The sequence below is a fragment of the Pseudoalteromonas sp. P1-26 genome (genome assembly GCF_001401795.1).
Classification (GTDB): domain Bacteria; phylum Pseudomonadota; class Gammaproteobacteria; order Enterobacterales; family Alteromonadaceae; genus Pseudoalteromonas.
This window is the reverse complement of record NZ_LKDX01000004.1, coordinates 82,844-96,199: the sequence shown is the minus strand read 5'-3', so window position 1 is coordinate 96,199 and position 13,356 is coordinate 82,844. Positions and strand designations below refer to the sequence as shown.

9 protein-coding genes are annotated in these 13,356 nt (G+C 40.7%); 2 read left to right on the top strand and 7 right to left on the bottom strand.

Going from position 1 to position 13,356, the window contains the following annotated elements; translation table 11 throughout:
* Window positions 1-4: 4 nt before the first annotated feature.
* From AN394_RS03900 to AN394_RS03880, 5 genes are all read right to left on the bottom strand, one after another.
* Window positions 5-1,489: an MFS transporter gene (locus tag AN394_RS03900; protein ID WP_055020845.1), complete on the bottom strand. Its 1,485-nt coding sequence runs from the start codon at window positions 1,487-1,489 to the stop codon at window positions 5-7.
* A complete protein-coding gene (locus tag AN394_RS03895; RefSeq protein WP_408002937.1) occupies window positions 1,482-3,356 on the bottom strand; it encodes an alpha-amylase family glycosyl hydrolase in 1,875 nt (624 codons plus the stop codon). The genes AN394_RS03900 and AN394_RS03895 overlap by 8 nt, the downstream gene beginning before the upstream one ends.
* Before the next feature lie 94 nt (window positions 3,357-3,450).
* Window positions 3,451-5,301 carry a glycoside hydrolase family 13 protein gene (locus tag AN394_RS03890; protein WP_055020843.1) on the bottom strand — a complete coding sequence of 617 codons (1,851 nt, stop codon included), beginning with the start codon at window positions 5,299-5,301 and terminating at the stop codon, window positions 3,451-3,453.
* A gap of 2 nt (window positions 5,302-5,303) precedes the next feature.
* Window positions 5,304-6,800 carry a tryptophan halogenase family protein gene (locus tag AN394_RS03885; protein WP_055020842.1) on the bottom strand — a complete coding sequence of 499 codons (1,497 nt, stop codon included), beginning with the start codon at window positions 6,798-6,800 and terminating at the stop codon, window positions 5,304-5,306.
* Window positions 6,801-6,905: 105 nt separating this feature from the next.
* On the bottom strand, window positions 6,906-9,695 hold the full coding sequence (locus AN394_RS03880; protein WP_055020841.1) for a TonB-dependent receptor: 2,790 nt from the start codon (window positions 9,693-9,695) through the stop codon (window positions 6,906-6,908).
* 683 nt (window positions 9,696-10,378) lie between these two features.
* Between AN394_RS03880 and AN394_RS03875 the strand changes: the two genes are divergently transcribed.
* Complete coding sequence (locus tag AN394_RS03875; RefSeq protein WP_055020840.1) at window positions 10,379-12,004, top strand: alpha-glucosidase family protein; 1,626 nt, start codon at window positions 10,379-10,381, stop codon at window positions 12,002-12,004.
* A gap of 60 nt (window positions 12,005-12,064) precedes the next feature.
* On the opposite strand, the gene AN394_RS03870 is transcribed toward AN394_RS03875, so the two are convergent.
* On the bottom strand, window positions 12,065-12,613 hold the full coding sequence (locus AN394_RS03870; protein WP_055020839.1) for a TIGR00645 family protein: 549 nt from the start codon (window positions 12,611-12,613) through the stop codon (window positions 12,065-12,067).
* A gap of 238 nt (window positions 12,614-12,851) precedes the next feature.
* Here AN394_RS03870 and AN394_RS03865 point away from each other — a divergent pair, with 238 nt between their 5' ends.
* Complete coding sequence (locus AN394_RS03865; RefSeq protein WP_054561654.1) at window positions 12,852-13,094, top strand: hypothetical protein; 243 nt, start codon at window positions 12,852-12,854, stop codon at window positions 13,092-13,094.
* A 67-nt stretch (window positions 13,095-13,161) separates the two neighbouring features.
* On the opposite strand, the gene AN394_RS03860 is transcribed toward AN394_RS03865, so the two are convergent.
* Complete coding sequence (locus tag AN394_RS03860) at window positions 13,162-13,347, bottom strand: YrhK family protein (protein WP_055020838.1); 186 nt, start codon at window positions 13,345-13,347, stop codon at window positions 13,162-13,164.
* Window positions 13,348-13,356 lie beyond the last annotated feature (9 nt).

Sequence of the window (13,356 nt, the reverse complement as noted above, 5' to 3'; positions counted from 1 at the left end):
CTTATTATTGTTGCTTAACGCGCAGTACAGCGACCGCTGCTAGTACGAATGACACTGCACCTAGCACTAACGCATAAATCGGTTGATTATCAAAAAAGTGACGTAAAATTAGGCCTAATACGCTTGCCGCTAAAAGCTGCGGAATAACAATAAAGAAGTTAAAGATACCCATGTACACACCCATTTTTTTACTTGGTACTGAGGTACTTAACATTGCGTATGGTAAAGATAGAATTGACGCCCAAGCAAACCCTACTCCAATCATTGGCCAGATCAGTAAACTTGGATCTTTGATAATAATGAAGCTGACCAGACCCAATGCACCTAGCACTAGGTTGATAGCGTGAGCCATTTTTAGTCCTACTTTTTTAACGATAACCGGAATACACAGTGCTGCAATGGCAGCAAAACCATTGTAAGCGGCAAATAATACACCAACCCAATCCGCACCGTTATTGTAGGCAAGAGAGCTTGTATCACTGCTGCCGTAGTGGAAGCTAGTTACTGCCGATGTGGTGTAAATCCACATTGCAAACAATGAGAACCAGCTAAAAAATTGTACCCAAGCCAATTGTTTCATCGTTTCTGGCATAGTGAATACATCATTCACAACTTGATAAAAGCCACCACTGGTTGCGTTTTTAGCCTTTAAAGCACCAGCAATAAATTGAATAACACCAAAGCTAATCAAACCACCAGCAAGTAAATAAAGCTCTTTTTCAAGCGATAGACCCGTAACAATACCAAGTACTACTAGACCAAGAACCGTAAAGATTGCAGCGCCTTTGTTAAAGTTTACATCACTTTGAACATCGCCCGAGTCATCGCTTTGCTCTTGTTCATGAAAGCTTTCAAGTTCTTCTGGTGAATATTCTTTAGTAGTAAAGACAGTCCAAAACACAGCAATAATTAATACTACTGCGCCAAAGTAAAACGAGAATTTTACAGAATCTGGAATTTGCCCTGCAGGTGCAGTATTGGCAATATCGAACCAGTTAGTCATCATCCAAGGTAATGCAGACGCGACAACCGCACCAACACCAATGAAGAAGCTTTGCATTGCATAACCAGTTGCACGTTGCTTTTTCGGTAAGTTATCACTGACAAGAGCACGGAATGGCTCCATAGTTACGTTAATTGACGCATCCATGATCCATAACATACCCGCCGCAATCCACAGGCTTGGTGAGTTAGGCATAATGAATAACGATAACGTTGTTAAAATAGCCCCATAGAAAAAGAACGGACGACGACGACCTAACTTATTCCATGTTTTATCACTCCAATAACCGATGATCGGCTGAACAATAAGGCCTGTAAGCGGCGCTGCAACCCAAAGAATTGGAATGTCATCAACATTGGCACCTAAGGTTTGAAAAATGCGGCTTACATTACCGTTTTGTAATGCAAAGCCAAATTGGATACCAAGGAATCCAAAACACATATTCCATATTTGCCAAAAGCTTAGCGTTGGTTTGTTATTATTCATAGTCAGCCTTTAAGGTAAATACTGCACTGCTTAAGCCGTTCAGTTGTAATTGAATTGGCGCCTTAGTAGATGCCTCAGGAATCACAATGTCGGCATGATTTTCTAGGTTATCAGTAAACGTTAAACCACTGTGGTTAAGCTTAGGTAACAACGCTTGATTAAGAGTAAGCTCAACATTTTGTTGGTTTTCTGAAAAGTTACTTACTACAAGCACTAGTTGTTGGCCTAGCTTACGCGTGAACGCAATAACTTGCTCTGAGCCTGTCAATTCAACCGCTTGCATGTCACCACCAACAATGGCAGGAAGTGTGTTTAACGACATCAACTTGGTGTAGTAAGCGCGAAGATCAGCTTGCTGCTTTGAAAGCGCACCGCCATCGAATTTACCATTATTCATCCATGCTTGATGCGCAGGTACCCCCATATAATCGAAAATGCTGGTACGCGTTGGGTCGCCAAAACCACCGTCCTCAGAGCCATCTTCACCGACAGCTTGACCAAAATAAAGTAAGGTTGGCGAGCGCGACATCAATGTAGATACCACCATCGCTGGCTTACCTTTTTCACTACTACCAGCGAAATCTGGGCTAGCAATACGTTGCTCATCATGGTTTTCTAAAAAGTGCAGCATGTGCTGTTCAATATCAGCCACTTGGCTTTGGATATCGAAAATAGTATCCGCTGATTGCTTGCCTTGCATCACAGCTTTAACCGTGTCGTAAAAACCGACTTTGTCGTAAAGGTAATCCATCTTACCTTGCTGGATATAAGGGCGGTAAAGCGTTGGGTTATATACCTCAGCCAAAATAAAGGCATCGCTTTTTTGCATCTTGATTGATGAATTTAAAAAGCTCCAAAACTCAACAGGCACCATCTCGGCCATATCATAACGGAAACCATCAACACCTTTATCTAACCAATAAAGCGCGATATCGCGGAATTTATACCAGCTATTTGGTAGATCTTTATCTTGCCAAAATGCGTAGTGCGCACGGTAATCTTTATCAGCGTAATCATCCGGTAGTGTTGGGAAGTCGTAGCTACCGTCTGGTTTCACACCGTAATTGATTTTAACTGTTTCGTACCAATCATTAATGTCAGGTTTAGCGGCACGGGCCCCATTACCCGTCCATTTTGCTGGGGTTTCGGCAAACTGATTATCAGCAAGAGGATGCGGGTTACCACCTAACACTTGGTAGCTATCGCTGGTAGGCACTTGAAATGACTGCCCTGTTACATAGTAAAAGTTATTATCGCGAGCATAGGTTTTCGTCGTGTCATCTTCAGCACCAAAATCCTTTACGCCCTCAGGCTTGGCGACTGACTCGTAATTACGCGCTACGTGATTTGGCACAATATCAATAACAACTTTCATACCGTGCTTATGAGTACGATTAATTAGCTCTACAAACTCTTCTAAGCGGCGCTCAGGGTTAATTGCTAAATCAGGATTAACATCGTAATAGTCTTTCACTGCATAAGGTGAGCCTGCACGGCCTTTTACAACATCAGGGTCATCTTGTGACAAACCGTATTCGGTATAGTCAGTTACTAAAGCATGACGCGGTACACCAGTGTACCAAACATGTGTTGTTCCTAGCTCTTTAATGCCTTGTAATGCTGCATCATTAAAATCAGCGAATTTACCTACCCCATTTTCTTCTAATGTGCCCCACGGTTTATTGGTGGTGTTAGTGTTACCAAATAATCGAGTGAATACTTGGTAAACCACAGGCTTAGAGATAGCTGCTTGGCTAGATTCTGATTGCTGCTTTTGCGTGTTCTGCTGTACTGGCGCATCGTTACCACAGGCAGTTATACCTAAAACCGAAGCCACTACTAACGCAGTTAGTTTGTATGTTGTCATCATTACTTCATTTTTCTGTAAATATCAGTTCATACTAATGTTAAGGGCTGCATACGGACAGTAAATGCATACGTATTCAGCCTATTAGTTGCAATTATTCAAGCTCTATTAAGCGTGCTTGCATAGCTTTTAAGCGGATTGGCGCTGCAAGATCAACGCGTTTTTCACTGATTAAATCGCGTCCTTTATTATTACCTTTCAGCGCTTCTTGCATGTAGCTTAAATCCCAATCAATGGCTTGTTGGTTTTTGTTAAGAATAACCAATACAGTTTGGCCATTGTGTTCTCTCACATAACTATACACGCCTTGCTTGGGTGAAAAATGCATTAAACGACCTTCGCTTAACGCTGGTTTTTCTTGACGAAGCTTAAGCAGTTTTTTCATGCTAGCTAACATCTCTTGCTGATCAGCTGAAAGCCCCTTACCTGTGAAGGCATTCGCTTTTTGACCTTTAAACCCACCCGGGAAGTCAATGCGAATATCACCGTGGTCATTACTTGGTGTGTTATCAAGTAACAGTTCTGTGCCGTAATAAATTTGTGGAATACCACGAGTTGTTAACAGCAGCGTCATGGCTAATTTTGTTTTTGCTAGGTCTTGACCAAGCTCAGTGTAAACACGGCTCATGTCATGATTATCAGCAAACACTAAAATGTTATCTGTATCAGCATATAAAAAGTCATTAGCTAGCGATTGGTACACTTTTACCCAACCTGTATTCCAGCTTTCTTCTTCGTTGAGTGCTTGGATCAGCGCTTCTTGTAATGAGAAGTCCATCACACTTGGTAAATCAGAGGTATAACCATCTTGATTGACTTTGCCACGCTGCCAATAAGATGCAATAGCCGGGTTGGTTGTCCACTCTTCGCCAACAATATTAAAGTTTGGATACTCGGTCATAATGGCTTTAGTCCAATCGGCTAAAAATGCTTTATCTGAGTATGAGTAGGTATCAACACGAATGCCGCTTAAGTTGGCATATTCAATCCACCAAATGGCATTTTGAATCAAATACGTTGATAATAACGGCTGGCGCTGATTTAGATCAGGCATAGACTCAACAAACCAACCATCGTTAAATTGACGTTTGTCGTATTGGCTTGCGTGAGGGTCTTGGATTGTTTGTCTGGCGTGACTGGTTGCATTTTTACCGTTTTCAAACTTGCCATCAAAGTTAACCCAATCAGCAGTAGGCATATCAGCCATCCACTGATGCGATGAACCAAAGTGGTTAAGTACCATGTCCATCACTAAGCCGATACCATGCTCTTTCGCTTCTGCAGATAAGGTTTTATAAAGCGAATTACTGCCCATACGCGGATCAACTTTGTAAAAGTCAGTAATGGCATAACCATGATAAGAGTAACTTGGCATGTCATTTTCAAGCACCGGTGTTAACCAAAGTTGAGTCACGCCTAAGTTCTCAAGATAATCTAGGCTATTAATAACACCTTGAATATCACCGCCATGACGGCCACCTTTAAAGCTTGGGTTTGCAGGCTCCTTCATACCAGCAACGGTGTCATTGTTTGGGTCACCATTTACAAAGCGATCAGGATTGATTAAATAAAGCGTATCTTTATTTGTAAAGCCATGACGATTGGCACTTTGTTTATCACGGGCATTTAATGGGTAAGTAAATTCTGTGCCATCTTCAGCTTTAAAGGTTAGTGTTCCCGCCTTTGCATTATCGCTAATAGTTAAATCTAAAAACGCGTAGTTAGGGTTATTCGTTGTTGTCACCCCTTTAAACTCAACACCTTTATAAGGCATCATTTGCCACGTTTTGTTAGCAATATTGTTATCGTAAAGCATGACTTGTAACGAGTCATTTTGCATGCCCACCCACCAGTTTTCTGGTGACGCAGTAATAGCAAAACTTGCTGTTGAGTTAAAAAGTGTAAATGCGGTCGTTAGCGCTAAAAATGATTGTGTTTTTTTCATAGTTAATTTTGTACTTTTTCTAAGAATTGACTGTGGCTCGGTAGCTGCTCGACAGTGCTATTAATCAAGGTTTTTAGATTGCTAAATAACTCATTTAATTGCTCGTCTGATAACGCATCAGTTAATGGATGGTGATCCTCTGCAATTAGCCCTTGCCCTATCATCACTTGCTGCCACGCAACTTCGGCAAATAGCTCATCGTCTTCTCTTACGAGCTTTCCGCTGGTTTTAAATAGCTCAATTTTCTTTTTAAGACTGCTTGGAATATCCATGCCTTTACAAAAGCGCCAAAACGCACTGTCATCACGCTCAGTAATCTTGTAATGAAGAATAATAAAGTCACGAATTCGCTCAAATTCTGTTTTACTTTGTTGATTAAATTCATCCACAAGGCTTTGTTTAATACCTTGATGAGGAAAAAACTTAATTAGACGAATGGCTGCACTTTGAATTAAATGAATACTGGTCGATTCTAATGGCTCTAAAAATCCGCTTGATAAGCCAACTGATACTACATTTTTATGCCACTGTTTTAAGCGACGACCTGTTTTAAACTTAATAACGCGGGGCTCTGTCAGTGGTTTAGCAGGTAGGTTTTCTAAGAGCTGTTGCTTTGCCGCTTCATCTGATAAGAAACGAGAAGAATACACAATGCCGTTGCCTACACGATGCTGTAATGGAATTTGCCACTGCCAACCCGAGTCTCTTGCAATTGAACGTGTATAAGGAATTGCATCAAAAGCTGATTCACTTTGCACCGCAATCGCACTATCACATGGTAACCAATGCGACCAATCTTCAAAGCCGGTATTAAGAGTTTGTTCTATTAATAAAGCACGTAAACCGGTGCAATCAATAAATAAGTCGCCGTCTATTTGCTCGCCATTTTTAAGTAGCAAAGAGCGAATATACCCGCTTTCATGACATTGGTTAACCGATTCAATTTTGCCTTCAATGCGTTTTACGCCTCGTGATTGGGCTAATTCCTTTAAAAATTCGCCATAACGAGTGGCATCAAAATGGTAGGCATAATGTAAGCCCGCCAACTGAGTGTTAGGAATGTGCTTGAGGTGAGCAAATTTATGTGCTTTTGCAGCTTGATAATTTAGTGAAAAATCCCAAAAATCAGGTGCATTATTAGCTTGATTTGCTTTTAGCCAAAAATGATAAAACTCACAAAACGGAAAATCCTTACCTATCTCACCAAATGCATGCATGTAGCTGTGGCCTTGGCTGCGCCAATTTTCAAACTCGATACCAAGCTTAATCGTGGCACCAGTAGCCTTAATAAATTCTTTTTCAGAAATGCCTAGCGCACCATTTAGATGCAAAATAGGTGGGATGCTTGCTTCGCCTACACCAACAGTGCCAATCTCTGCTGACTCTACCAGCGTGATATCAATTACTTTGCCCAGCACTTTATTAAGTAATGCAGCGGTTATCCACCCTGCAGTACCACCACCGGCAATCACGACCTTGGTTATTTTTTTTGTTTCCATAGTACACCTAACGCCAATTTCAATTCATTGAGTGTAGCTCACTGATATAAAAAAGCCCTTGTAAAACAAATCACAAGGGCAATTTTCTATCGCTGTTTTAGCTAATTACAGCTTGTAGCTGAAGCCTAACAGGAATGTACGACCGTAGTCTTGGTAGTCACGTACTTGAAGTGAGTTATCACCTTGTAGTGACGTAAACGGCTCTTCTGTGATGTTCTGTACTTGGAAAGTTACAGATAAACCGTCAAGGCTCTCTACACCGCCTTCGCTAAAGTCATAACCGACTTGAGCATCCCAAATTGTTTCGCCTTTAATGTCAACTTGTGTAGTCGCAAAACCTAAACCGTATACGTCACCTTTAAAGTCGCTACGCTTACGCATGCTAGTACGCGCTTGGAAACCGTTACGCTCAAAGTAAACTGTTAAGCTATCGATTTGGTCAGATAGACCAGGTAGCTCATAATCGTTACCATTTTGGTCAGTTAAGTCTTGCTCAACACCTGTATGGCTTGCGATTAAACCAAAACCATCAAGTGACTCGCTGAACATAGTGAATGGTAGAGTTAATGAAAGCTCGTAACCCCATAGGTCACCAGAACCACCGTTCACTTTACCTGAACCTGTACCTGTTGAAGTTTCAGGGATTTCACCAGTAGACGGGTCAGCTACACCGCTCATATCGATTTCATAAGTACCGTCAAAAATCCACTGAGTGATATCTTTATAGAATACAGCTGCAGCGAAGTAACCTTCTTCATGGAAGTAGTTTTCATAGCTTAAATCAAAACCAGTTGCTTCTTTTGGCTCAAGCTCTGGGTTACCACCTGATACGCTCCAGTAGTTACCGTTTTCATCTGGTTGCTGGTTGTAAGACGCATTAACTGATGAGTTCATTTCGTCTAAGCGAGCACGAGAAATCGTTTTTGCCGCACCAAAACGTACAGTTTGCTCTTCATCAATTGCAAACGATAAGTTGATGCTTGGCAAGAAGTGGCTGTAGTCATGGCTTACATCTGTTGGAGATACAACAACTAAACCATCCACAGTATTAGCAGCGAAGCCTTGTGAAGACTGTTCAGTTTTCACATAACGCACACCAACGTTACCTGTTACAGGGATAGAGCCCAGCTCTGCATTAATGTCAGCTTGTGCGAAGAACGCGGTTACTTCCTCTTGAACTGTCCAAGACTGTGTCTTGTGTTTTGAATCAGTTAAGCTTTCTTGAAGAAGGCTATAGTAACCATCATTCACCAGACCGTTGGTATCATAAGCAACCATGTTGCCCATACCAATGAAATCAAGGCTAGCCGTGCCTAAACGGTATTGTTCAGGGATAGATAACATACCTGGGTTTGATAAAGAGAAGTCTTTTAGTGTCATGAAATAACCTTCAGACAACTTGCTCTTTTCACGGTCACGGTATGACATACCGAATGACACACGGCTGATGTAAGCGTTATCAAGTACTTTGCTTGCAGCAAGTTTCAATGTGCTTAATTCATCATTGATTTCTGGTGCGTTGATGAAACCATCTTGTGCTGTGTTTTGATACTCAGTACCTGTTAAGCCGTATTTATCGTTAAGTGCAGCACTTGCACCCCAAGATAATGGACCACCAAGTTGAATTAAGTCATAATCGCTGTAATCAAGGTTATGGCTGAATTGTGCGCCAGTGTTACCACCGTCAAACTCATAACCAATCGTATCAGCAACACCATTTGCATCACCACGGCCTGTACCTGAGTAGCTTTCGATACTCCAGATTTGACGCTCAACTTCAGAGCGGCTTACGTCAAATTCTACTGACCAATCATCGCTAATGTCGTATTTTGCATTAAAACCAAACTGAGTTAGTTCTGCGTTACGCTCTTCGTAGTCATTACGAACAACAACACGTTGGCCTTCTGTTACTGCGCTTGTGATGAAACCAGAATCTGCGTCAACAACAGCTGAACTTGGGTCAATTGAACCTTGGCCCCATGCAAATGGCACTTCGATACCACGTAAGATTTTCTCATCAGAGAAATCTACATATAAAGCATCAAATGTCATGTTTAGGCGATCAGTCGGCGCAGCTTCAATAACAAGCATTGCTGTATCACGTTCAAGAGTCGATGAACGTACGAATGGCTTAGCACCACCTAAAATTGAGTACGTATTACCATCTTCACCTGTAAATTCAGGGTAACCCCAAGAGTTCCAACGTTTTTCTTGGTTTGGAGAGCTCATCGTGTTGTAAGCGAATGCAACACCGATTGTGTCATCTGCAAATTGGTCAATGTAAGAAACCGTACCACGGAAACCTTTATCGTCACCGTCTGGGTTTAATTTGTCAAAACCCGTTTGCTCGTATTGGCCGTTGAACATGATAACTTGTTCACCTTTACTTAAAGGTTTAACAGTTTGCATGTCGATAACGCCAGCGATACCTTCAGCATCAATGCCTGCGCTTGGAGTTTTATATACCGTTACGCCACTCATAATTTCTGATGGGTAAAGGTCAAATTCAACGCCACGGTTGTCGCCGATTGAAACTTGCTCACGACCGTTGAATGTTGTTGCACTTTCGTTTTCACTGAAACCACGAACACTTACACGGCTAGCTCGACCGTCTAGACGTTGTGCTGTTAAACCAGGAAGGCGTGCGATTGATTCTGCGATTGATGAATCAGGTAATTTACCGATATCTTCTGCTGAGATTGACTCAACAACTTCAGGAGTGAAGCGTTTAGTATTAATAGATTCTACAACACTGCCACGAAAACCTTTTACTTCGATAACTTCAACGTTATCGTTTTTTGCTTTTTGGTCTTCTTCTGCAGCATAAGCTACAAAGCTATTTAAACCTGCGGCTGTTAAAGCCAGAGTTAATATACTTGGTTTGAACATAGACATGATGTTTTCCCATTACCCAAATTGTAATGCCAACGTGTTGCAGTTATTCATTAACATAATAGCTGTAATTCGCTGACTGATTTTGTTGTCGAATTGAATATTAACGCTCTGATTATTTTCTTAACAAATTTATGCATACGTATTCAGCGTAGTCCACCACCACGAACATTAACAACATTTTTACAAAATAGAATTGTAACCATATGAATATAAATGATTTATCAATTTTATTGTGTGATTTAATAGTATTGAAACATTTTCGCTATATTTTCGCCCCAAATTTGGTTACACAAATAGGTACTAAGCCATTTATCTCGCTTAAATGGTGACTTAACGCAATTATTAAAGGTAGTAGTCTATACCAATGATAATTGGTCTTACCAATACAACCCCTGCACCATTATGGTGTAAGCCAGCTATATTATGCACCAAGCTGGCGTTCGCGATCATAATTAAAACTCAGCAAACCTAATTGGTAAATTTTATTGATAGAAATTCGAGTTGTTTACTTTTAAATCAAGTTAATAAATTTTACTGAGAACAAAGATGAATTTGGCGTGCATACGTATGCAGAGTTTTTACAGTATCTCACCCTTCACGTATGCTTTTGACATTCCGGCAACATATTGCATTAACGGTTGCCTAACAGTTTACATACACTGAGTGTCACGATGGAGAAAAACATGGCTCAAAAGCAGTGGTATAAAGGTGCGGTTATTTATCAAGTTTACCCGCGCAGTTTCCAAGACACCAATGGCGATGGCATTGGTGATATCAAAGGTATCATTGATCGTATTGATTATATTAAAAGCCTAGGTGTTGATGCTATTTGGGTTTCACCTTTCTTTAAATCACCAATGAAAGACTTTGGTTATGACATCAGTGACTATCGTGATATCGACCCATTGTTTGGTAACCTTGACGATTTTGATGAACTCATCGCACAAGCTCATCAACGTGATATTAAGATCATTATTGATCAGGTATTGAGCCATACCTCAGATCAACATCAATGGTTCCTTGATAGCCGTGAAGATAAAACCAACGACAAATCAGATTGGTACGTTTGGGCTGATGCAAAGCCTGATGGCACACAGCCAAATAACTGGTTATCAATTTTTGGTGGCCCTGCATGGCAATGGGAACCGCGTCGTGGTCAATATTACTTACATAACTTCTTTGCTGAGCAGCCAGATTTAAACTTCCATAACCCTGAAGTACGCAAAGCAGTATTAGATAATGTTGAGTTTTGGCTGAAGAAAGGCGTTGATGGCTTCCGTTTAGATGCAATTAACTTTTGCTATCACGATGCTCAATTACGTGATAATCCAGCTAAGCCACCAGAGAAACGTCAAGGCCGTGGCTTTAGCGAAGACAACCCTTATGCGTTCCAGTATCACTACTACAATAATACGCAACCTGAAAACCTTAGTTTTATGCAGGACATTCGTGCCCTACTAAACAAGTACCCTGGTACAGTTGCATTAGGAGAAATCTCATCTGAAGATTCACTCGCAACCATGGCTGAGTACACATCAGGTGGTGACAAACTTCATATGGGTTATAGCTTTGAGCTACTTACTAACGACTATAGCGCGGAATATATTCGTACTACAGTTACCACCTTAGAGCAGCGCATGACCGAAGGTTGGCCATGTTGGGCATTTAGCAACCACGACGTTGAACGTGTTGCTAGCCGTTGGAGTCAAGGTGAAAAAATTGAGCCTCAGCAATGTAAGATGCTAACAGCCCTACTTGCTTCGTTACGTGGTAGCGTTTGTATGTACCAAGGTGAAGAACTTGGTTTAGGTGAAGCTGAAGTTGCATTTGAAGACTTACAAGACCCATATGGCATTACATTTTGGCCAAACTTTAAAGGACGTGACGGGTGTCGTACACCAATGCCATGGGATGCAGCAGATGCTGAGCAAGCAGGTTTCTCAACAGTAAAACCTTGGCTACCTGTGGGCGATGCGCACAAATCAGTCGCCGTAAATACGCAAGATCAAGATAAAGATTCAATTTTGAATGCTTATCGTGAATTTATGGCATGGCGTAAAGATAAGAACGTATTGTTAGAAGGCGATATTGAATTTATCGAAACGCAAGAGCCAGTGCTTGCTTTTTATAGAACACTTAACGACACTAAAATGCTTTGTGCATTCAACTTAGGCGCACAAAGTAGTGAACTGATAATCTCTGATTCTGTGTCTTCACAGCATACTGAGATATCTCATCACACAGCTGAATTAAACAATAATACAGTCACTCTGCCCGGGTTCGGTTGCTTTTACGCAACCCTGAATTAATAATCAGTTGTTAAAAACCAAGCCCTGCAATGCAGGGCTTTTTTATTCCTAATCGTGGTATTAGTGGTTCATGGTTTTACTATTAATGTAATCTGTGAGCGCAAACAACACCCCCGACACCACAAACGTGACATGTATTAACACCTTCCAGAGTAGCTCATCTGTTGAATGGTTGTTCGAGCTAATAAAGACTTTTAAAAGCTCCACAGCCGATATAGCGACAATAGCGCTTATCAGTTTCATCTTCAGACCCGAGAAACCAACTTTACCCATCCACACAGGCCTGTCTTCATGGTTGTCTATATTCAACTTTGACACAAAATTTTCGTAGCCACTGAAAATGATGATAAGCAAAAGCCCTGCTAGTAGTGCAGTGTCAACTAAAGTCAAAATACCTACCAAAAGCTCTTGGTTTGACGCAGTGAACGTATTTAAGGCCATACTGTATAAATACATAAAGAACTTTAGCAGCAGTAATACCACAGCGACTAATAAGCCAATAAAGAATGGTGCTAATAACCAACGCGAGCGAAAGATAAAAGTCTCCACAACTTGCTCTAGTTTGGTTGGTACTTTCTTTATTTTTGAATGAGTCACTTGTTCAGACATAAGTTAGTTCACTTTTCTTTTAAAATTAGCGCGATAATACGTGTTTTGACCTTACGATTACCAGCATTAGAAGCAAAAGAATGGTTATTTTTTGCTTATCTTTACGATAAAAATTTTTCGTTATCTTTTTTTGAAATTTAGTTTATAAATTCACTCAAGCAAAGTGAGATACACATTGCGCACCATTACTGTGCAATTGAGCCGGTAATAATTACTTTTGTTGATTAGGAATAATTAAATGAAAAAAGCATTGCTAGCACTAATTTTGGCACCTGTTTTAAGTGTGTCAGCAACGAATGCAATCGCTAACGAAGCACCTGAAGCATCAGCTGAAATGATCAAAGAATACACTGAAATGTGCTTAAACTGGGCAAAAGATGATGACATCAGCAACGAAGAGTTAAAGCCATACGTATTAAAATGTTTAAACGATGAGCTTGAAGCTGAAGGCTATAAAAAAGTAAAAGACGTACAAATCTAATTTTACGCCTACTTAGAATATAGAAAAACCGGAATGACACAATGATGTGCGCTCCGGTTTTTTGTTTTTAATGACTGTAATAATCAGCTAATGCACTTAATAAAAATAATAACGAACCTACCATGAATAACACCACCCCCACTGTGGCATATTCTATAAATGCAGGTAGAAATAAGGTACTACCAAAGAAAAAAGTACATGCTGATATGATATTCACCAACGCATTAACTTTAGGTGCGAGTGTAAACTTCATCACCATTCC